20 protein-coding genes are annotated in these 21,490 nt (G+C 46.9%); 2 read left to right on the top strand and 18 right to left on the bottom strand.

Annotation, left to right across the window (positions count from 1 at the left end; genetic code table 11):
- Positions 1-67: 67 nt before the first annotated feature.
- The 4 genes from LCF57_RS00805 to LCF57_RS00790 form a co-directional block, all read right to left on the bottom strand.
- Positions 68-1,054: an alpha-ketoacid dehydrogenase subunit beta gene (locus LCF57_RS00805; protein ID WP_225999020.1), complete on the bottom strand. Its 987-nt coding sequence runs from the start codon at positions 1,052-1,054 to the stop codon at positions 68-70.
- 2 nt (positions 1,055-1,056) lie between these two features.
- Positions 1,057-2,085 carry a thiamine pyrophosphate-dependent dehydrogenase E1 component subunit alpha gene (locus LCF57_RS00800; RefSeq protein ID WP_225999019.1) on the bottom strand — a complete coding sequence of 343 codons (1,029 nt, stop codon included), beginning with the start codon at positions 2,083-2,085 and terminating at the stop codon, positions 1,057-1,059.
- A gap of 139 nt (positions 2,086-2,224) precedes the next feature.
- On the bottom strand, positions 2,225-3,646 hold the full coding sequence (gene lpdA, locus LCF57_RS00795; protein ID WP_225999018.1) for a dihydrolipoyl dehydrogenase: 1,422 nt from the start codon (positions 3,644-3,646) through the stop codon (positions 2,225-2,227).
- A gap of 138 nt (positions 3,647-3,784) precedes the next feature.
- Positions 3,785-3,997 (bottom strand): hypothetical protein, encoded by a 213-nt coding sequence (locus LCF57_RS00790; protein ID WP_225999017.1) that lies wholly within the window; start codon positions 3,995-3,997, stop codon positions 3,785-3,787.
- Between the two features lie 230 nt (positions 3,998-4,227).
- On the opposite strand from LCF57_RS00790, the gene LCF57_RS00785 reads away from it, so the two are divergent.
- Together LCF57_RS00785 and LCF57_RS00780 are read left to right on the top strand one after the other, a co-directional pair.
- Positions 4,228-4,824, top strand: coding sequence for a thymidine kinase (locus tag LCF57_RS00785; RefSeq protein WP_025721083.1), 597 nt, complete (start codon positions 4,228-4,230; stop codon positions 4,822-4,824).
- A gap of 168 nt (positions 4,825-4,992) precedes the next feature.
- The gene (locus LCF57_RS00780) at positions 4,993-5,769 is read left to right on the top strand and encodes a sporulation protein (protein ID WP_225999016.1); all 777 of its coding nucleotides are present in this window, start codon (positions 4,993-4,995) and stop codon (positions 5,767-5,769) included.
- Between the two features lie 84 nt (positions 5,770-5,853).
- Here LCF57_RS00780 and LCF57_RS00775 read toward each other — a convergent pair whose 3' ends face one another.
- The 14 genes from LCF57_RS00775 to folD all read right to left on the bottom strand — a co-directional run bounded on the left by LCF57_RS00775 (position 5,854) and on the right by folD (position 21,476).
- Positions 5,854-6,264, bottom strand: coding sequence for a hypothetical protein (locus tag LCF57_RS00775; RefSeq protein WP_225999015.1), 411 nt, complete (start codon positions 6,262-6,264; stop codon positions 5,854-5,856).
- A 280-nt stretch (positions 6,265-6,544) separates the two neighbouring features.
- A complete protein-coding gene (locus tag LCF57_RS00770) occupies positions 6,545-8,245 on the bottom strand; it encodes a methyl-accepting chemotaxis protein (protein WP_225999014.1) in 1,701 nt (566 codons plus the stop codon).
- Between the two features lie 831 nt (positions 8,246-9,076).
- Complete coding sequence (locus tag LCF57_RS00765; RefSeq protein WP_225999013.1) at positions 9,077-9,550, bottom strand: hypothetical protein; 474 nt, start codon at positions 9,548-9,550, stop codon at positions 9,077-9,079.
- Between the two features lie 436 nt (positions 9,551-9,986).
- Positions 9,987-10,790: a sporulation transcription factor Spo0A gene (gene spo0A / locus LCF57_RS00760; protein ID WP_025717113.1), complete on the bottom strand. Its 804-nt coding sequence runs from the start codon at positions 10,788-10,790 to the stop codon at positions 9,987-9,989.
- A 217-nt stretch (positions 10,791-11,007) separates the two neighbouring features.
- On the bottom strand, positions 11,008-12,162 hold the full coding sequence (gene spoIVB, locus LCF57_RS00755; RefSeq protein WP_225999012.1) for a SpoIVB peptidase: 1,155 nt from the start codon (positions 12,160-12,162) through the stop codon (positions 11,008-11,010).
- A gap of 123 nt (positions 12,163-12,285) precedes the next feature.
- Positions 12,286-14,004, bottom strand: coding sequence for a DNA repair protein RecN (gene recN, locus LCF57_RS00750; RefSeq protein WP_225999011.1), 1,719 nt, complete (start codon positions 14,002-14,004; stop codon positions 12,286-12,288).
- 46 nt (positions 14,005-14,050) lie between these two features.
- Entirely contained in the window at positions 14,051-14,500 is a 450-nt protein-coding gene (gene ahrC, locus LCF57_RS00745; protein WP_225999010.1) for a transcriptional regulator AhrC/ArgR, read from the bottom strand.
- 16 nt (positions 14,501-14,516) lie between these two features.
- Positions 14,517-14,993 (bottom strand): hypothetical protein, encoded by a 477-nt coding sequence (locus LCF57_RS00740; protein ID WP_225999009.1) that lies wholly within the window; start codon positions 14,991-14,993, stop codon positions 14,517-14,519.
- A gap of 153 nt (positions 14,994-15,146) precedes the next feature.
- Positions 15,147-15,998, bottom strand: coding sequence for a TlyA family RNA methyltransferase (locus LCF57_RS00735; RefSeq protein WP_225999008.1), 852 nt, complete (start codon positions 15,996-15,998; stop codon positions 15,147-15,149).
- A 78-nt stretch (positions 15,999-16,076) separates the two neighbouring features.
- A complete protein-coding gene (gene dxs, locus LCF57_RS00730; RefSeq protein WP_225999007.1) occupies positions 16,077-17,975 on the bottom strand; it encodes a 1-deoxy-D-xylulose-5-phosphate synthase in 1,899 nt (632 codons plus the stop codon).
- Positions 17,976-18,096: 121 nt separating this feature from the next.
- Positions 18,097-19,020 (bottom strand): polyprenyl synthetase family protein, encoded by a 924-nt coding sequence (locus LCF57_RS00725; protein WP_225999176.1) that lies wholly within the window; start codon positions 19,018-19,020, stop codon positions 18,097-18,099.
- Entirely contained in the window at positions 18,992-19,252 is a 261-nt protein-coding gene (gene xseB / locus LCF57_RS00720) for an exodeoxyribonuclease VII small subunit (RefSeq protein ID WP_225999006.1), read from the bottom strand. The genes LCF57_RS00725 and xseB overlap by 29 nt, the downstream gene beginning before the upstream one ends.
- On the bottom strand, positions 19,242-20,606 hold the full coding sequence (gene xseA / locus LCF57_RS00715) for an exodeoxyribonuclease VII large subunit (RefSeq protein WP_225999005.1): 1,365 nt from the start codon (positions 20,604-20,606) through the stop codon (positions 19,242-19,244). Before xseA ends, xseB begins: the two co-directional genes overlap by 11 nt.
- Before the next feature lie 12 nt (positions 20,607-20,618).
- On the bottom strand, positions 20,619-21,476 hold the full coding sequence (gene folD / locus LCF57_RS00710) for a bifunctional methylenetetrahydrofolate dehydrogenase/methenyltetrahydrofolate cyclohydrolase FolD (protein ID WP_225999004.1): 858 nt from the start codon (positions 21,474-21,476) through the stop codon (positions 20,619-20,621).
- Positions 21,477-21,490: the final 14 nt, after the last annotated feature.

The following is a 21,490-nucleotide window of genomic DNA, read 5'->3' as shown; positions in this document are numbered from 1 at the left end:
TAGGAGGGCGCGTTTTACCGCTGCCCTCGCTACACTTTTGGAATGCTTTCGTCCAATCTGCTCCATTTTAAAACAATGCAAGACGACGCATGGCTTCCTTCACTTTGTCCTTGTTCAACATATAAAATTTCTCCATTGGTGGACTGATCGGCATAGCAGGCACATCCGGAGCGCACAGACGCTCAATCGGGGCATCCAGCTCAAATAAACATTCCTCATTAATAATGGCCGATACCTCAGCCCCGATGCCGCCCGTTTTGTTGTCCTCATGCACGATAAGTACCTTACCGGTATGACGTGCAGCATCAATAATAGCCTGGCGGTCCAGCGGCTGGAGTGTGCGCAAATCCACAACGTGTGCAGTAATGCCCTCTTCTTTCTCCAGTTCCTCAGCGGCCTGCATAACAAAATGCAGCGGCTGGCTGTACCCGATGACCGTAATATCGTCACCCTCACGCAATAGATTGGCCTTGCCAATCGGGACGATATAATCATCCTCAGGCACTTCACCCTTAATCAGCTTGTAAGATTTTTTGTTTTCAAAAAACAGCACTGGATCAGGGTCACGAATGGCGGCCTTCAGCAATCCTTTAGCATCATAAGGTGTATAAGGCGCTACAATTTTCAGACCCGGTGTACCAAAAAAGATAGATTCCGGACACTGCGAGTGATACAAGCCTCCAAAGATACCCCCGCCGATTGGCGCGCGGATTACAACAGGACAGTTCCAATCGTTGTTAGAGCGATAGCGGATTTTAGCCGCTTCACTAATAATCTGGTTCGTCGCCGGAAGCATGAAGTCTGAGTATTGCATTTCGGCAATCGGCTTCATTCCGTACATGGCTGCACCAATCGCAACTCCGGCAATGGCCGACTCTGCCAGTGGCGTATCCATGACACGCTGCTCACCGAATTGTTCCATAAGGCCCTTGGTGGTCGTGAAGACGCCACCCTTCACACCGACATCCTCACCTAGTACAAAAACCGTTTCATCCTGCTCCATTTCTTCTTTCATAGCCAGGCGAATCGCATCAATATATTCCATAATCGCCATAGTTACCGGCCCTCCCCATCGCTGTCGGCATACACATGCAGCAGCGTATCTTCAGGCTTCGGAAAAGGAGCATGATCTGCATATTCAATCGCTTCCTTGACTTCGAGCAGCAGCTCAGCGGACAAATCAGCGTCCTTGGCCTCATCCCAAATACCGCATTCGATCAAGTAATTTTTCATCCGAGCTACGCCGTCCTTGGTCCAGTTCTCATCCACTTCTTCCTTGGTCCGGTAAGCCAGATCATTATCCGAGGTAGAGTGAGGAGACAGACGGTACATCATCGCTTCAATCAACGTAGGGCCATCACCGCGAACAGCGCGTTCGCGCGCTTCCTTCACAGCTGCATATACGGCCAACGCATCATTACCATCGACCCGAATTCCAGGGAATCCGTAGCCCAAAGCACGATCGCTCACCTTGCCCGCCAGCTGCTTATGAATCGGAACCGATATCGCATATTGATTGTTCTCACACATAATGATGACCGGCAGCTTTTGTACACCTGCAAAGTTACAACCTTCGTGAAAATCCCCCTGATTGCTGGAGCCTTCCCCGAACGTAACAAACGATACAAAATCCTTCTTCTGCATTTTGGCAGCCAGCGCTACACCCACTGCATGCGGAACCTGCGTCGTCACCGGACTGGACCCTGTCACAATCCGCAGCCGTTTACTGCCAAAGTGACCCGGCATCTGACGTCCGCCACTATTCGGATCATCTGCCTTGGCAAATGCCGACAGCATCAACTCGCGCGGTGTCATCCCCACAGCAAGCACGAATCCATAATCCCGGTAATACGGAAGAAAATAATCCTTCTCCCGATCCAGTCCGAAAGCTGCCCCTACTTGTGCCGCCTCCTGACCAATACCGGAAACGTGAAAATTAATTTTACCTGCTCGTTGCAGCAGCATGTTGCGCTCATCAAATCTTCTTGCAAGCAGCATATATCTGTACATGTCAATAACTTGTCCGTTGGTAAGTCCCAGCTGTTCATGTCTGAAGCCAGCGTCTACAGCGCCTTTTGAACTCATTGAGGCACCTCCTTAAGTATCAAAACATCCTACTTCCAGCACCTAGTACCATCTTGTCTTAAAACCTGGTACTAAACTTTGGCTAACCTCATTATAATCCTTTTCTCCCCAAAAAGAAAAGCACGATTTATTTGAATGGTTATATGCCGATTGCCTGTCCATCCACCGCCAGCATCGCTTCTCCTAAAATCTCTGACAACGTCGGATGTGGGTGAATAAGCTGTCCGACTTCCCAAGGCGTAGCATCCAGCAACTGTGCAAGGGCCGCCTCGCTAATAAGATCCGTCACATGCGTACCGATCATATGTACGCCGAGAATATCATTCGTTTCCTTGTCGGCGACTACTTTGACGAAACCGTCCCGACTACCGTACACGAGCGACTTCCCGATGGCTTGAAAAGGGAACTTTCCTGTTTTCACCTGATGTCCACGCTCACGTGCTTCTTGCTCCGTCAAGCCGACACTCGCTGCCTCAGGACGTGTATAGATACAACGCGGAATCAGATGGCTCGGTACACTGTGAAACTCTTCCCCTGCCAGGTGATGAACCGCCTGCAAACCTTCATGGCTCGCTGCGTGCGCCAATTGCAAGCCCCCGATGCAATCCCCGATTGCATAGATATGCGGTTCATTAGTCTGCAAATGCTCATTAACCGAGATGAAGCCACGCTCTACCCGGATATCCGTATTTTCCAGACCGATATTTTCCACATTCGCCTGACGTCCCACCGAAATGAGCAGCTTGGAGGCGCTGAGGGTTTCGGTTTCTTCCCCTTTTTTCACGTCAATCTGTATGCCTTCCTCATCCTTGTCATACGTTTCAGCTAGTACCTGCGAGCCCGTCAGCACCTTCACCCCACGCTTGATTAACAGGCGCTGCATTTCACGCGAAATATCCTCATCCTCGGTTGGAATAAGCCGATTGGCTGCCTCAACTACTGTAACCTCCACGCCAAAATCGTTCAGCATGGAAGCCCATTCCACCCCAATGACACCTCCACCTACGATGATTAAGGATGCCGGCAATGCTTCCATCGTTAACGCTTCGTCACTACTCAGAATAAATTCGCCATCCGGCTCTAATCCAGGCAGCACGCGCGGGCGTGATCCCGTTGCAATAATGAGCTGAGCAGGCACGATGGTTTCCATTTCACCATCCTCCAGCTCCACAGCAACTGCCCCGCTTTTGGGAGAGAATATAGACGGTCCAATCACGCGTCCCTTGCCGCTCAGTACCGTGATTTTATTTTTGCGCATCAAAAATTGAACGCCCTGATGCAGTTGCTCTACAACGGCTTCCTTACGCTCTTGTACTTTAGGAAACACGAGCTGTGCACCTGACGTCTCGATACCATATTGCGCGCTTTCCTTAATCGTTGCATATACTTCCGCGCTGCGCAGCAAGGCCTTGCTCGGAATACAACCACGGTGCAGACAGGTTCCGCCAAGCTTGTCCTTTTCGATAATAACGACTTCCTTGCCTAGCTGGGCTGCGCGAATAGCCGCCACATATCCCCCGGTTCCCCCGCCTAAAATAGCCACATCACAATGTATAGTCATGCTTCTCCTCCATTAAACATTGATTATATATCTTATTGTACTCTCTTTATTTCTTTGCACAAAATATAGCGTGTATGCATACACTACAGACCATCCGGCCAGCTCATCCAAGCAGTCTCTCATATAATATTCAACAGCCTATTCGTACAGCGCATCCCGTAATTTGGTAGACATCCTTGGGTTTTGAACTGATTTGGCTCGCAACGCATTGCGAAATGATTCATTTTGCTTGCGTAGTAGCTCCAGCTCTGTCTCCAGCTCAGAGATCAACTCCTGTGCTTGCGGGCTTATCAGCCCTTGCTCCAGTAATGTTCTTTTTCTGGCACTATAATCCGCATCTTTTTGGTTCATGCCTGTCCCCTCTTCCTTCTTTCCACTACACTTCACCATATCATGCCCGTGGCAGCAGAGCAATGACGACCACATTTACATTCACAAACAAATATCCACAAACATGTCGAAAAACAATATATTTTCTCTGGTCTGTATGCTACTCATTATGGTAATCTATAATGGCCTTTTCTTTCGGAAAATGATGATTCACAGCGTTTATGCGCATGTTACAGAGAGGGGAATTCGCGTTGCCTACAGGACGAATTACGATTATTACAGGCCCCATGTTTAGTGAAAAATCCGGCGAATTAATTCGCCGCTGTCAAAAACTAATCCAATACGGGCACCGTAAGGTGGTCGCTTACAAACCCGCTGAAGATAATCGCTATGCCACGGACGAAATTGTGAGCCGCATCGGATACCGACTGCCCGCTATCTCTATTCCAAGAAAACTCACAGACGAGCTCGTTCAGCGTATATTGGAAGAAACGAAGGATGCCGACGTGGTTGCCTTTGATGAAGTCCAGTTTTTCAGCCGTCATATTATGGCTCTCATACAGGAGTTAGCTTATTGTGGCAAACACGTCATTGCGGATGGTTTGAATCTGGATTACCGGGGCAAGGAGTTCGGCTATGTTGGGGGCCTGCTTGCCATGGCGGATGACATCGAAAAGCTGACTTCTTTTTGTGCCGTATGCGGCAGCTCAGAGGCGGTATTTACCCAACGGATGGTAAATGGAAAGCCTTCTACAGTAGGGCCCATCGTCATGATTGGTGACTCTGAGGCTTATGAGCCGCGTTGTCGCAAATGCTTTATACCGCCTCATAAAGTGAACTGCGATTAGCAAGAAAAAAGGCTCGGCAAGCAACAACCAGCCACGTGATCACCAGTGACTTTTTCCTTGCATTTTTTTGGAACGAATGGAGTCATTGGCCCGTATATCCGGTAAAGCTGCACAAGCTTATAGTTTGTCGTTTGTAACATGACTATGGATTATCGGGGAGGCATATTTATGAGTTTTTTCAACAAAATCTTAGCAAGTGCAGGAATCGGATCAGCCAAGGTCGATACATTGGTAGATCAAACCGTATACATGCCAGGGGAAGAGCTCAGTGGCATCATACGTATCAAAGGCGGTAAAATTGATCAGGAAATCGGCAAAATCGACATCGAGCTCAAAACCGAATATATCGTAGAGCACGATGATAAAAAAACGATTACCACTTGCTGTATCGCACGGACCGAGGTGTCTGACGGATTTCATTTAAGCCAAGGGCAGGAGCTTGAAATTCCTTTTTCCTTCCAGCTTCCACTGGAAACCCCTGTCACTCATGCCAATCAGCGTGTGTGGCTGGAAACGGCATTAGATATCGACATGGCTTTGGACCCGACTGATCGTGACTCACTCAAAATCGAGCCGCATCCCTATATGAGTACGGTATTTGAGGCGGTTCACCTGTTGGGCTTCCGATTCCGTTCCTCCACCTGCGAACGTCATCCCAAGCTGGGACGTGCTGTTCCTTACGTGCAGGAATTTGAATTTGCACCTGGATCGGAATATGCACGCGATATCGAAGAGCTGGAGCTGATTATGCAGCTGGAACCCGAAGGCGTACATGTGCTTGTCGAAGTAGACCGTAGAGGCAGAGGATTATCCGGCTGGCTGGAGACTGCCTTTGATATGGACGAGCGTCACGCCTGGTTGAGCTTAAGCCGGGAAGAGCTATCCTATGGACCAGATCATATTGCGGATGCGCTGGAGGAATTAATCGACAGACAGCTTCGCTAAGAGGCAGACGCAATCCAAAAAATCCCCACCGTTAACTACGGTCGGGGATTTTACCTATGTCCTCGTTCTCCACGCCTGTATAGACTAAAGTGGCAACATATCCTGTCTTTCTGCCTTAATCCTACACTCCTTGCATGCTCCGTAGAGGGAGCCATTATCATCGGCATAAAAGGTTAATTTGTCTTCTTTTCTACAAAAGGAACATTTTTGCTTACCCCTGTGCTGTATAGGATCAGACAGTCCAAACCCCGGTTGGGCCTGTATACCCGTTGCATCTGTCGTCGTGTTGGAGCCAGAGGAAGAGAATACCTTAAACTTGGATACGTTCCCAACGCGGGGCTGTCGGGCATGCTTACGAGGGCGAAATTCAACAACATTGCTGTCACGCTGTTCATTCACTTGTTTTTTGCGGCTACGACCACGCCATGCCATAACAATCCATCCCAACGCCACCACCAATACGCCGATGACCACCCAAGTTAGGCTATTCCACATGTTTTCACCCCGCCTTTACTTTAAAATAAAGAAAAAAACACTAATTTACTTGATCATAAAAATCAATGAATTTTTCCGTCAACCGATTACAGCTATATAAACTTTTGAAGCACCGTATTTTGTTGCTCCAAAATTAATTAAAATATAAATTCCTTCGTTTATCATTATAACATCGAGTGAACACAATCACCATATAAAGGAAAGAGGGATGGGTGCAGAAAAAAACCGCTCTACAATAGAGCGGTCCTAAAATAAACAATTGTATATAATAGCAATCGAATTATACTTTGAATTTGCCAATTTGCCCTTGCAGATCCTCTGCCATTGTAGACAGGTTTCTTGCAGAGGAAGCAATTTCCTCCATCGAGGCCAGCTGCTCCTGAGTTGCAGCCGACACATGCTGTGTACCAGCTGCGGCTTCCTCGGCAATGGCCGAAATTTGCTTGACAAAACCAACAATCTCATCGGTACTTGCCGACATTTGCTCCGAGCCAGCAGATACCTCTTCAATTTCGCTTGCCACTTTATTAACGGTTTCTTGAATCATTTCAAAGGATGCACCTGCATTTTGTACGACTTCCCGACCTGTCATCACATCCTGCCCATTGGCAGCTACCGCCTCAATCGCATGTGCAGTATCCTTTTGAATCAAGCCCACAAGCTCCGTAATTTGTTGAGCAGAATAAGCCGATTGTTCAGCCAGCTTGCGTACTTCACCTGCAACTACAGCAAATCCTCGCCCATGCTCTCCTGCACGAGCCGCTTCAATGGCGGCGTTCAAAGCAAGCAGGTTGGTCTGACTCGAAATATTGGTAATTACATCAATAATCTTGCCGATTTCATCTGAGCGTTCTCCCAACCCAGCCATAAGACCAGCCAAGCTATCCATGGAGTCATTCACAGCATTCATCTGTGTAACAGCCTGCTGAATCATCTGATTACCTTCAGCTGATTTGTGAGCCGCATCCTGAGCTGATGCAAATACATTTTGCGCGCGGATGGCAATTTGTTCTACCCCGATGGACATTTCCTCAATCGCCTGGGACGATTTGGTCACCATATCCACCTGTTGGCCCGTTCCTGTAGCTACTTCTTGTACCGTTTCGGTTATTTGTGCAGAAGCTTGGCTATTTTGCTCTGCACTGGCCGTCAATTCCTCTGAAGATGTGGTAACCATTTCAGTCGTCTTACTAACAGATTGAATCAGTTGGCGAAGGTTTTCAGCCATTGTATTAAAGGAATGTGCCAACGTGCTAATCTCATCTTTACCCTTCACGATGATCGTCTCACCTGTAAGATCACCAGATGCAATGCTTTCAGCAGCACGACTGATTCGCAAAATGGGTTTAGAAATAATTTGGGCAATAATAATCGCCATAATCAGTGCCAATACAATAGCCGCAATACTCAAAATAATGACCAATTGTCTGCCTGAGATAAAGTTGTCAACGGCTTCTTTCGTGGTCTGTTTTGAGCCATCTGCATTCAGCTTAATAAGCTGACTAATCATATCGTTTGCACTGTACCATAGCACATAGGACTCTTTGTGTAAAATGCTGGATTGAACATAATCGTTCGCTTTCCCTGCGGCAATCACCCCAGGCAACTTATTCAGATAATCTGTATATTTTTTGGAGAAGTCCTCGTACATTTCACGTTCTTTAGGGGAGGAAATTAATTTTTCATATGTTTTCCGTTCGCTATCAATCTTACTCAAAACCTTATCGTACTCCGCCTGAACCTTCTCCACTTCCGCCGGGTCGCGTTCTACAATAATATTTAAGGAAAGCCGTTCTACATCAGATATATCGCCATTTAGCGTCCCCAGGATAGTCACACTTGGCATCCAATGGCTATCGATCTCCATCGAAGTGTCACCCAAGTTCTTCATTTTTGAGATAGATACTAAACTAATGATGATCAATAAAGCAATAACCGCAAGAAAACCCAATAACAATTTTGCACGGATGTTAAATTTCATACATTCGCTCCTTAATCTCTATAGTAGATATTATATCGACAAGGATCGACGCATTGTTTATATCAAACTAAAGAGATTTTTCATAATAACGAAAAACCAGTCCCAACACTTTTGTGTTTTGACTGGTTTTTTAGTTTACTTTGCAATGTTGGCTAGTAATCCTTTTCTACTTACTATGTAGACGGTCTGTCAATTGGCGTTCTTTTTTAAAGGTGCCAATCATGAAAAGTCACAAAATTACTTACATTTACAAAAATTTTTTTTATCTTATTTGTTTTTTTGGATTAATGAAACTAACTCAACTATGCCCTGGTAGATCTCGCCATGGAGCGCCCTACGAGCAACCAGAGCATAGCATTAACATTCGTAGAACACACTTTATATTCCGAATATAGTTTGCAATTGTGGTTGTGGAAACATTCTTCTTAAAGTTTGAATTGATTCTCCAGGTAGTTCTTCTCCTTAGTCTCCACCTTATTGACTACTGTATATTCCCCACATTCCTACAAATATTTAATGTACTGTTGAATGTGTCCAGACTGATCTTTCTTCAGTCTTCAATCTGATGCTGTTCTTGTAAATACTTATCGAACAACTTTAAGTTCTGTTCGTAGCTGGCTAAAGTTTACGTGCAAAATTCCTAGGCGAACAGTAAAGCATGAAATTATCCAGTTGAAATTTAAAAATCGTTCAAAAAAATACCGCTGATTTATTGGTCATGGATAACCCAATAAATCAGCGGTATTGGCTGAAATGTTATGCTTCACCTTACTCTCAATCTGCAGTTTATCTGCCACCACTCGTTGAACTTTCGATTCCTAAGGTAGCGTTTCAATTTGGAATATACCCTGCTATACCTTCAGAAGAATAACCGGACCCTCCATTACCAAGCTCATTAAAATCAGTGGTATAGAAGTGATCTGTACCGTTATAGTATCTATATAGCGGTAATGTGTCTGGTTGCTGTTGCTGGAAAATGTAACCTTGAATGCCTTCAAGGCTATAACCACTTCTACCGTTGCCAAGCTCGTCAAAATTAGTGGTATAGAAGTGATCTGTACCGTTATAGTATCTATATAGCGGTAATGTGTCTGGTTGCTGTTGTGGGAAAATGTAACCTTGGATGCCTTCAAGACCATAACCACTTCTACCGTTGCCAAGCTCATCAAAATTAGTGGTATAAAAGTGATCTGTACCGTTATAGTATCTATACAGCGGAACGGTTCCATCGGCTGCACTTACAGAGCTGAATGTGGAGAACATTGCAAACATAAACAATAAAATTACTGCGATTCTTTTTTTCACAACAACCGAGCCTCCTATGGGCATAATATTTAAGCTGGCCAGCTACCATTCAAGTATTGCATTTATCTAATCCATATACAATAGTAAAAAGGAACTAATATGTTTTTTTTAAATTTTTATCCATTTTTTTATATTTCACTTCATTTTGTTCACCCCTTCCATCCAAGGATGCTTAGTGCTTATTGGTTCACAAGCTTAAACTCGCCTGCCTCAAGTAGATACTTGATATGGTGGCAGAGGAAATTCAAAATCGTTCATAAAAAATACCACTCTTTATTGGTCTCGGATGACCCAATAAAGAGTGGTATTAGTTGATCTGCTATTTAGAAGTTCATCGGTATCGGGGCGGCTGTTGATATAAGTAGCGATCCCTACATTTGATATTGAAAAATGCCAATCCCCGAAATCCCTTGCTGTATCAGTTTTCCTAACCTTTTCAAGATACCTTATTCTCAATCCGCAGTTTGTCAGCGACCATCGCGATGAACTCTGAGTTGGTTGGCTTCGATTTGGAGATATTAATGGTGTAGCCGAATAGATGAGAGATGCTGTCGATATTACCACGTGTCCATGCTACCTCGATGGCATGACGAATGGCGCGTTCCACGCGGGATGCCGTCGTTTTGAATTTTTCGGCGATTGCTGGATATAATGTTTTGGTGATCGCACCTAAAATTTCGATATTGTTGTACACCATCGTAATGGCTTCACGTAAATATTGATAGCCCTTGATATGAGCTGGTACACCGATCTCATGAATGATGGCCGTAATACTGGCATCCAGATTTTTCGTCTTGCCCATCGGCACAACGTTGGAACGAATGGATGAAACGGTCACCGGACTGTTGCTGACTAGCTGTGGCCCCACCAATTGGCGGACACGGTTGGCAAGCACTTCCATGTCAAACGGCTTTAAAATATAATAAGATGCCCCGAGCTGTACGGCTCTCTGTGTAATATTTTCTTGACCGAATGCAGTCAGCATGATGATTTTCGGCTGTGGAGTCAGGTTCATTTCTCTCAAACGCTCCAGTACGCCAAGGCCATCCAGATGAGGCATAATTATATCTAAAATAAGTACATCAGGTATGTTGCGGGATTCTGCGATGCGTTGAAGCACTTCTTCACCATTGTAGGCGATTCCTGTAACTTCCATATCCTCCTGATCGGAAATATATTCAGCAAGCAAATTCGTAAATTCCCGGTTGTCATCAGCCAACAATACCTCAATTTTTTGCAATGTACTTCCTCCTTATTGAGTGTTATTCCGTTGGTATTTCTATTTACAGTATATAAATATTTCTTGTCGGAGTATATGATTTCGACATCGAATTATGAATTCCTTCTGTCGAAAATTATTTTTATTTATTTTTTTTATCATTTCCATTATAATTAATTTTTTATCTTGTTATTATGAGCTAATTCCCCGCTTTTCGACAAAAAAAATCTTAAGGCCATTAGCTCGCCTTAAGATTAGTTGTCATGCTCACGTTATTTTGCATGATTCCTGCATCACGCAGCATCCATTCGATAAAGCAACCGTAGCCTGATTTCGGATCGTTTACAAATACATGTGTCACTGCCCCGATTAGCTTGCCATTTTGGATAATTGGACTACCGCTCATGCCTTGCACTATTCCTCCAGTCTTCTCCAGCAGCTTTGGATCTACAATACGGATCACAAGTCCTTTGGTTGCCGGCTTATCCTGCTGAGAAATGTGTACAATTTCTGCCTGAAACCGTTGAATCTGCTGACCTTCCAGTACGGTCAATATTTCTGCGGGTCCTTCCTTTACTTCATTGGCAAGAGCCACGGGAATAGGCTTCGAATACAACCCATATTGCGGCTCATCGGACATTTTCCCAAAAATTCCGAAGTTCGTATTACGTTCAATATTACCTAATATCCGATGATCTTTAAGAAAATGAGCGCGTTTTTCCCCCGGCTCCCCACTTTGGCTTTTTGCAATTGACGTCACATTGGATTGCACAATCTCTCCGCTTCCCACAACAATAGGGGTTTGAGTATTCATATCTGTAATTACGTGCCCTAAAGCCCCGTATACCCCCTGATCTGGTGCATAAAACGTTAATGTACCTACACCCGCAGCCGAGTCTCTAATGTACAATCCAAGCCGCCACGCTTTATCATCTGAATCATAAGCTGGTGTTAGCTTGGTGGAAATCGTCTGCTGCCCTCGGCAAAGCGTTATGTCGAGCGGCTTCTTGTTCTTGCCTGCTTCGTCTACAGCCTCCGCAACCTTCGCCAGGCTATTCAGCGGCTTGCCGTTCATATGCGTAATGCGGTCCCCTAGACGAATTCCTGCTGTCTCTCCAGGTGACACCTTGCGATCATTACTTTCCTGGATGACATGGTGGCCGACGACAAGCACTCCTGATGATTTTACCTTGACCCCGATCGTCTGTCCTCCCGGGTATACCTTTAAATCGGGAATCACGCTTTCTTGAGCCGTCCTCGTGCTTTTAGAGCCAAACCAATCCAAAGAAGCATGTGGAGGCAGCGCTGCATGCACATACTTAGCGTTACCGATAGAACACATAAGAAAAACAAGCAAAAGACCGAGCAATTTGATCCTGGAGTAAAAATTCAATGGCTGTCACGCTCCCTTTGCTTCTTTCGCTTGACGAGTAAAGGTGGTCGCCAATTGCGTACCTATAAGGTAACCTTGCCCCCAGGCTTTTATAACTGTTAATCATTACGCCAGCCGCTCTTTTCAGGCTTTCTTTCCTTCCGCCAAATTCAACATTTCCTGTGCGTGATGCAACGTTTTTTCGGTAATCTCCACGCCACCCAGCATACGTGCCAATTCTTTGACACGCCCTTCTTCGGTTAATCCCTCAATTTGTGTCATGGTCCGTCCATCATGAACATTTTTCTCAATGAGATACTGGTGATCTGCCATGCATGCCACCTGCGGTAAATGAGTAATGGAAAACACCTGACAGACAGAAGACAAACGATACAGCTTCTCAGCAATGGACTGGGCCGCACGACCACTTACCCCGGTATCCACCTCGTCAAAAATGAGTACCGGAATTTGATCATGACGAGCAAAAATGCTCTTCATTGCCAACATAATACGTGACAATTCACCGCCTGAAGCGATTTTACCAAGTGGACGAAGCGGCTCACCGGGATTGGGGGAAATGAGAAATTCCGCATTATCAATGCCCTGCTTGGTAGGTCTTACACGTAGTCCCTTATATTCATATCCTCGTGGATCTTCAATCGGATCAATACGCACCTTGAGTGACGTTCTTTCCATTTGAAGGTCTTTTAACTCTTGCTCCACTTGCTCTGCAAGCTCTTCCGCACAAATTTCACGGGCTTCCGTAAGCTCTTCCGCAATTTCCAGCAAATCCGCAAGCAACTGGTCCCGCTTTGCGATTAATTGTTCCAGCCGTTCATCCTTATTTTCCAACAAGTCGGTTTCCTGCTCAATACGGCTATAGTATTCCAAAATCTGCTCGATACTATCACCATATTTTCGCTGTAAACTGGTAATTTGATTCAAACGTTGCTCCACTTCATACAGCTTGCCCGGATTAAATTCAATATCCTCACGATACGAACGTAATTGAAATGCCGCATCCTCCAACTGGTAAAAAGCAGATTGAATCTGTTCGGCAATTGGCTGAAGACTTTTGCTATCGTAGTTTTGGACATCATTTAGTCTGGACAACACATTATTGATCACGTCCAGCCCACCTCGGCCGCTTAGCAATTCGTAGGCTCCAGATATCCCATCCATCATTTTCTCACTATGGGATAGCTTGACCCGTTCTTCTGCCAATAATTCATCTTCACCCAATTTCAGCTCCGCTGCAGCGATCTCTTCCAATTGAAATCGGTACATATCCAATAGCTGATAAGCCTTTTGGCTAGAGCTTTGCAATTCCCGTACTTCTTTTTCAGCTTTGACAAAAGCATTGTAGCGCTCTCGATAAAGCGCTTTGACCGGACCAATGACGGAATCCCCAAAAGTATCCAGCAGCGCCAGATGACGATCTGCACGTAGCAGACTTTGATGTTCATGCTGTCCATGGATATTGACCAGCTGCTCGCCTACCTCACGCAGCATTGTTAAATTAACCATCTGACCGTTAATTCGTGAAGAGCTTTTCCCTTGGACTGTGAGTTCGCGCCGGATCAGCAAATGCTCCTCCGGATTGGCTTTAATGCCTTGCTGCTCCAGCGTATTCCACACTGGATGTTTGGCCGGCAGTTCAAATAAGGCTTCCATCTCTGCTTTATCACACCCGTAGCGTACAAGATCGGCAGAACCCCTGCCGCCTGCAATCAGACCGAGCGCATCAATAATAATGGACTTACCAGCACCGGTTTCTCCACTCAAGACGTGAAAGCCTTTAAAAAAATGAACATCAACAGCCTCTACAACTGCCAAATTTCGTATAGACAAAGTGACCAGCATCGTTCTTTCACCTCATGATGTACAAATTAAAACGTCTGATATGCAATTAGGAAATGTAGCCCATAAGACGATTCACGATCGCTTCGCTGTTCTCTTCGGACCGACAAATAATCAAAATGGTGTCATCCCCGCTAATCGTACCCATAACCTCAGGCCATTCAATATTGTCCAGTAAAGCAGCGATGGAGTTGGCTGTTCCCGGTAGACACTTCATTACAATCAGGTTCGTTGTATAGTCAATATGCAGAAAATTGTCAACCAACGTACGTTTCAGTTTCTGCGCCGGATTATAACGCTGATCTGAAGGCATAGAATATTTATATCTGCCATCGTCCATTGGAACCTTAATGAGCAGCAGTTCCTTAATATCGCGTGATACAGTGGCCTGAGTCACCTGAAAACCAGCCTTGCGCAATGCTTCAACCAGCTCGTCCTGTGTCTCAATCTCCTGTTGTGAAATAATTTCCCTGATTTTGATATGTCGTTGACCCTTCATATAATCCTCCTGTGGATTAATCTTCATATTCCTCTTCTTCGAGGTCTTCCACTAATGTAATAAGGCGAATACTTTGCTCGTCCGTATCGACGTACAATACACCCGCACAACCCGGATAGAGTAGCAAATACGGTAAAAGCCTGTCCCGCAATTCAGGACCGCTCCACTCCATTGGTTTCTTCCGGCGTGACGTTGTAACTATATATGTCGAACCGTTTCGTACAGCCACGTAGTCTATAAACAAACGACTATACACGGTATTTCCATTCACTTTAAAAGCAAGCGGTATTTTCATTTTTCCGCCCACCACTTCATAACCCGCGTTTTCAAGTAGATCCACAACAGGCCCTTCGTCCAAATCCTCATTAATCGGTATCGTCTTTAATACAAGTTGTTCCGGCTCCTCTAACCATGCACGCAGGCTATATAAAGCCCATATTGCTAATATCACCCCGATCACAACAATAATAACCGTATCATATCGCGTGTCCATGAATCGATCACCTCATGGACATATTCTAGGACAAGACGTAAAATTCCTTTTCACTATACTCCTTATTATAGGCGAACGTGAGTTCGACAATCAATCCCCCACACCAAAAAGGGGTTCCCTTAAGTTCACCGAACTCATGAGAACCCCTGAATGTTACTTGCGCGACGGTCCATTGTTAAAAGTCTGACCTGCTTCCTGAACGATACGTTCAATCAGTGGATTAAAATCGATTTTCTCCAGCGGTAATTCTGTAACCGGAGCCTCGTCCAAACGCCAATGCGCCAAAAACTCAATATTGCCCTCTCCACCCGTAATAGGGGAATAGGCCAAGTCTTGCAGCGAGAGGCCAAGCTCTTGCGCAAACATCAGGATGATCTGCAACACTTGTTTATGCGTGGCAGGTTCACGAACTACACCGGATTTTCCGACCTTTTCGCGGCCAGCTTCAAATTGCGGCTTAATCAGAGCTACAATATCAGCAGGTTGTTTCAACAATGTAAGCAATGGCGGTAAAATAATGCGTAACGAAATAAAAGAAACGTCAATGCTTGCGAAGTTAGGAACCGGACCACTCAAATCTTCAGGTGTCATATACCTGAAATTTGTTTTTTCCATTACACATACCCGTTCATCATTACGAAGCGACCAGTCCAGTTGATTATAGCCCACGTCAATTGCATACACGTATTCCGCTCCATGTTGAAGCGCACAATCCGTAAATCCACCGGTGGATGAGCCGATATCCAGCATTGTTCTACCGTTCATGTCCAGCGCAAATTGGCGAATGGCCTTTTCCAGCTTCAATCCCCCACGGCTTACATACGGATGCACCGATCCCTTAACTTTAAGCTCGCTATCGCGTGGCACCTTCATACCCGCCTTCTCGATCCGCTCGCTGTCCGCCAGCACCAGGCCTGCCATAATAGCGGCCTTGGCTTTTTCGCGGCTTTCAAAAAAACCTTGTTCTACAAGCAATACATCAATGCGTTCCTTCGGAACAGACATATTAATCTCCCTTTAGGCAGCCAAGCTGCTGTTGTCATACTTTTTTATAATTATTATCGTCTTCGCTCCAGGTTCCCCTTATACCGATTGTCCCATGCCATAAGCTGGCTCAGCGGCCCATTGGCGGAGCTTGAGGCACACGGCATCAACGGTGAGGCCCACTTCAGCGCGCTGCTCTTTAATGGAGCCATGTTCCACGAACATATCGGGAATCCCCATAAGACGCACCTGTGCATTTTGAATTTCTTCTTTCGCGTAAAATTCCAGCACGGCGCTACCCAAGCTTCCCGCTTCGCAAGCTTCTTCCAGAACGATCAGCTTCGTATGCTGGTGGGCCAGCTCACGCAGCATATCTTCATCCACAGGCTTGAGGAAGCGGGCATTGACGACACCCACCTGCAAGCCTTCACGTTTCATCGCCTCCGCAGCCTCTGTCGCCACCTGAAGCATCGGGCCTGAAGCGATTACAGCGTAGCCCTCACCTTTGCGCAGAAATTCCCAACTACCGATAGGTATAGCTTTCAGCTCTGCATCCAACGGTACCCCCACCACATTCACACGCGGATAGCGATAAGCAATAGGGCCTTCCTCGTAGTCAAGCGCTGTTTTCATCATATGGCGCAGTTCGTTTTCATCCTTAGGCATCATAAGCACAAGATTGGGGATATGACGTAAAAATGCCACGTCAAACACGCCATGGTGCGTCTCCCCATCAGCCCCGACAAAACCGGCACGGTCAATCGCAAACATCACATTCGCATTGTGACGGCAAATGTCATGTACAATTTGATCATAAGCACGCTGCATAAAAGTGGAGTATACCGCAAATACCGGCTTCATCCCCTCCATTGCCAACGCAGCACACAGCGTAGCCGCATGCTGCTCCGCAATGCCGACGTCAATCATCCGTGTAGGGAACTCCTTACTGAACGGTACCAGTCCTGAACCACCAGGCATGGCAGGCGTAACCGCTACAATACGTTCATCCTGTTGAGCCAGCTCAATCAGCGTCCGTCCGAAAATCTCCGTATACATGGGGTTGCCCACAGCCTTGAGGACCTGACCGGATTCAATTTTGTACGGACTGATTCCGTGCCACTTGTGTGAATCTGCCTCGGCAGGCTTATAGCCCTTTCCCTTTGTGGTAACAACATGCACTAACACAGGACCTGTGACGTTATCGGCCTGTTGGAAGGTTTCGATCAGCTTCGACAAATCATGTCCGTCAACCGGACCGAGATACGTCAGGCCCAGCTCCTCAAACAGCACGCCTGGAACCATCATATATTTAAGGCTGTCCTTGACACGGCCAGCCGATTTGGCAAGTTTACCGCCAATAGCGGGTATTTTTTTCAACAAAACTTCCAGCTCATCCTTCGCCCGCAAATAGTGACGATCCGAGCGGATTTTGCTCAAATAATTATGCATGGCTCCAACATTCGGCGCTATCGACATTTCATTGTCATTCAGAATGACCATCAAATTTTTACGTTCATGACCGATATGGTTCAGCGCTTCGAAGGCCATGCCTCCAGTTAATGCTCCGTCTCCGATCATCGCGATAACTTTATTGTCCTCGCCCTTCAAATCTCGTGCCAAAGCCATTCCCATCGCCGCTGACAGAGACGTGCTACTATGACCGGCTTCCCAGACATCATGCTCGCTCTCGCTTCTTTTTACAAAACCACAAAGTCCATCACGCTGACGAAGAGTATCAAACCGATCCATTCGCCCTGTCAATATTTTGTGCACGTAGGCCTGATGTCCAACGTCATAAATCATCTTGTCCTTCGGACTGTTATAGCAGTAATGCAGGGCGATTGTGAGCTCAACCACTCCCAGATTCGATGCCAGATGCCCCCCAGTCACGGACAGCTTCTCAATCAAAAAGCTCCTGATTTCCTCGGCTAGAGAAGCCAACTCCTCAACCGACAGTGATTTCAGATCGCCTGGTTGCTTTATGTGTGGAAGCAGCACGCATATCTCCCCGCTTTCCTTCAAGTTTAATGTGTAAAGTTAACAAGTATTATATCACACTTTGTGACCTTGCTTAAACGTAGACAAGTCAAAGCCGCTTTAACCGTACTAATTAACCGTACTAATGATCACGCTTCATCAAGTAATCTGCAATCTCAAGCAAACGCGACGAATCCGGTATAGCGCCTTCTAATAAAGCCTTTTTGGCAGATGCCGTGAGCTTCTCTACTTGCTGCTGAGACGCCTCCATACCGATAAAAAACGGATAGGTCACCTTTTCCTGTTCAACATCACTTTGCGTTTTTTTACCCATTTTGCTCTCATCGCCTATAAGATCCAGTATATCGTCCTGAATTTGAAAAGCCAAACCCAGATCGCGTCCAAATTGGCGAAGCGCTTCTAACTGATTGTTGTCCGCTCCGCCGATCCGTCCACCTGCCAAGAGGGAGAAAATGATCAAATCAGCGGTTTTATGGAGGTGGATGTACTCCAGTTCCTCGATTCCTGTCAACCCCTGCTCGCCGGACATATCCGCGACCTGACCACCCACCATGCCCCGTGCCCCGCTCATTTCGGACAGCTCCTCCACGATGGACAGTAGCGTATCGGGTGAAACCCCGTGAAGCCGACCTGCTTGTACAACGCTGTAAAAGGCATGGGTCAGCAATGCGTCTCCCGCAAGGATAGCAACCGCTTCGCCGTATACCTTATGATTCGTCAGTTTGCCCCGACGGTAATCATCATCATCCATAGCTGGCAAGTCGTCGTGAATGAGAGAATACGTATGTACCATTTCTACTGCACATGCCACCGGCAGCGCAGCCTCCCTGCTTCCGCCAAACGCTTCGGCAGCCGCGATCACAAGCAGAGGCCGCAGCCGTTTTCCGCCTGCGGTGAGAGAATAACTCATAGATTCTCGAAGAACTGCGGGAATGTTCCAATGGGCAGGGAACTGCTCGGTCAACGCAGACAAAACCGCGTCTGAAGTCCTGGTCAAATATTCCTTGAATGACGGTCTATTCAACCCCTTCACCACCGTTTTCATCCAATCCACCACCAAATGGCTTCTTGCGCAAATCTCCATCCTCTTCCACGATCATTTCAATTTTACGTTCCACCTGTTCCAGCTTCTGATTGCAAAGCTGAGATAGCTTCATGCCACGCTGGAACAGATCAATGGCTTGCTCCAGAGGAACGTCTCCGTGCTCCAGTTGCCCGACAATTTCTTCAAGAGCGGCCATGGCCGCTTCAAAATTCAGTTCCGTTTCATTCGCCACCGTGCTTCGCGTCCTCCTTCATTCCCCATACTTGGCAGTCCAACTGCCCGTCACTCACTTTAATCTTGATGGAATCTCCCGGCTGTACGTCTTTAAGCGACTTGATCAGCCGTTTTTCATGCTCATCATATACCAAGCTGTAGCCTCGGGCCATGACCTTGAGTGGGCTCAGCGCATCCAGCTGGCGAATGCCCGCGTACAGCTGCTGCCGTCCCGTCTTCGTAATTGCACGTATCGCTGACTCCAGCTGACGCTGCGCCATATCTGTCTGCTTGCGCGCAGAACGAATTTGTTCACGCGGATTAAAACGCTCTAGTACCTGACGCATACGGGCGTTTTTTTCTGCGTTTAAGCGCGTACGATTGCCTGCTGCGCGGATCAGCCGCTGATGCAGCATGTCCATTCGCTCGGCATGTTGTAGCATGTAGCGGCGCGGATGCAGCAGCACCGGCGAACGCTGCAGCCGGGCCAAGCGTTCACGGCTGGTTTCCAGCCGCTGCCTTAGGGCGTTGCGCAACCGCTGCTCCCGCTGGAGCAACTGATCCCGTAGCTCTCCCTGATGAGGCACAGCCAGCTCGGCCGCTGCGGTTGGCGTAGCCGCACGCAAATCGGCTACGAAATCGACAATGGTAAAATCCGTTTCATGTCCGACCGCCGAAATCACCGGGATGACTGATGCATAAATAGCGCGCGCAACCGCTTCCTCGTTAAATGCCCACAGCTCTTCCAGCGAACCGCCACCCCGCCCGACGATCATCACCTGCACCTCCTGCATGCGGTTGATGGCTTCAATCGCCTTGACGATGGAGGGTGCAGCCCCTTTGCCTTGTACAAGCACTGGGTACAGCACAATTCCTGCCTGCGGGTATCGCCGTTGAAGCGTAGTGATAATATCCCGCACAGCCGCCCCGGTCGGTGATGTAATCACGCCAATCGTTGTCGGGTGAGCCGGTAAATGACGCTTGCGAGCAGTATCAAATAGTCCTTCGGCATCCAGCTTTTGTTTAAGCTGCTCATAAGCAAGATAAAGGCTTCCGATGCCGTCAGGCTGCATTTGGGTCGCATAAAATTGATATTGTCCATCCCGTTCGTACACAGACACGTTTCCCCGGGCAATAACACGCGTACCTTCCTTAGGTACGAAAGGGAGCCGCTTATTATGGGTCGCAAACATAATCGAACGTATGCGGCTCCCCTCATCCTTGAGTGTAAAATACATGTGACCACTCGAATGATGCGTAAAGTTAGAAATTTCCCCGCGTATCCATACGTCGGACAGCACCTGATCCGTTTCCAGTTTCATCCGGATATAACGATTCAGGTCCTTTATGGAGTAAATACGCTGTTCAGCCACAGACAACCGTCCTTATGCCAAACCGTGCGAACGCTTGGCCGCTACGAGCGTATTTTGCATCAGCATCGTAATCGTCATTGGACCTACTCCGCCGGGAACAGGCGTAATCGGACCGGACACTTGCTTCACGCTCTCAAAATCAACGTCACCCGCCAGCTTTCCGTTATCCAGACGATTCATTCCAACATCGATAACTACCGCGCCGGGCTTTACGAACGATGCATCAATAAAATTGGCTTTGCCGATGGCAACGACCAAAATATCCGCTTGCCGGCTTAACTCGGTGATATTCGCTGTGCGGGAGTGACACATCGTTACCGTAGCATTTTCCCGCTGCAACAATAAGGATACTGGCTTACCCACGATGTTACTGCGACCAATAACCACCGCATGTTTACCCGCTATTTCCACTCCTGCACGCTTAATCAGCTCAATAACACCAGCGGGAGTACAAGGCAACAGGCTATCATCACCGATGACCAAATTGCCTACGTTTACCGGATGAAATCCATCCACGTCCTTCTCCACAGCAATGGCATCAATGACAGCTTTTTCATGAATGTGCTTGGGCAGCGGCAGCTGTACCAAAATTCCGTGAATATTACTTTGATGATTTAGCTTATCCACCAGCTTCAGCAATGCTTCCTGCGAAGTATCTGCTGGCAACCGATGAACCTCGGAATAATAACCGAGATCATGGCACGCCTTTTCCTTGTTTTTAACATACACCTGCGAAGCAGGATCTTCACCTACCAGCACAACAGCCAATCCGGGTTGAAACTGGTGATTTTTCAGACGAATGACCTCTTGCTGAATGCTTGCGCGAATATCCTGAGAGATTTGTTTACCATCAATGATCGGTGCTGACATATTTAATCACTCTC

Source organism: Paenibacillus sp. BJ-4, assembly GCF_020404765.1.
Classification (GTDB): domain Bacteria; phylum Bacillota; class Bacilli; order Paenibacillales; family Paenibacillaceae; genus Paenibacillus.
Note: the sequence above shows the minus strand (reverse complement) of the source record. Positions and strands in the feature narration are given on the sequence as shown.

Coding starts and splice junctions, on each gene's coding strand:
- LCF57_RS00805 (WP_225999020.1), bottom strand. CDS start 1,054: ATGGCGATTATGGAATATATTGATGCGATTCGCCTGGCTATGAAAGAA.
- LCF57_RS00800 (WP_225999019.1), bottom strand. CDS start 2,085: ATGAGTTCAAAAGGCGCTGTAGACGCTGGCTTCAGACATGAACAGCTG.
- lpdA (WP_225999018.1), bottom strand. CDS start 3,646: ATGACTATACATTGTGATGTGGCTATTTTAGGCGGGGGAACCGGGGGA.
- LCF57_RS00790 (WP_225999017.1), bottom strand. CDS start 3,997: ATGAACCAAAAAGATGCGGATTATAGTGCCAGAAAAAGAACATTACTG.
- LCF57_RS00780 (WP_225999016.1), top strand. CDS start 4,993: ATGAGTTTTTTCAACAAAATCTTAGCAAGTGCAGGAATCGGATCAGCC.
- LCF57_RS00775 (WP_225999015.1), bottom strand. CDS start 6,264: ATGTGGAATAGCCTAACTTGGGTGGTCATCGGCGTATTGGTGGTGGCG.
- LCF57_RS00770 (WP_225999014.1), bottom strand. CDS start 8,245: ATGAAATTTAACATCCGTGCAAAATTGTTATTGGGTTTTCTTGCGGTT.
- recN (WP_225999011.1), bottom strand. CDS start 14,004: ATGCTGGTCACTTTGTCTATACGAAATTTGGCAGTTGTAGAGGCTGTT.
- ahrC (WP_225999010.1), bottom strand. CDS start 14,500: ATGAAGGGTCAACGACATATCAAAATCAGGGAAATTATTTCACAACAG.
- LCF57_RS00740 (WP_225999009.1), bottom strand. CDS start 14,993: ATGGACACGCGATATGATACGGTTATTATTGTTGTGATCGGGGTGATA.
- LCF57_RS00735 (WP_225999008.1), bottom strand. CDS start 15,998: ATGTCTGTTCCGAAGGAACGCATTGATGTATTGCTTGTAGAACAAGGT.
- LCF57_RS00725 (WP_225999176.1), bottom strand. CDS start 19,020: ATGAAAACGGTGGTGAAGGGGTTGAATAGACCGTCATTCAAGGAATAT.
- folD (WP_225999004.1), bottom strand. CDS start 21,476: ATGTCAGCACCGATCATTGATGGTAAACAAATCTCTCAGGATATTCGC.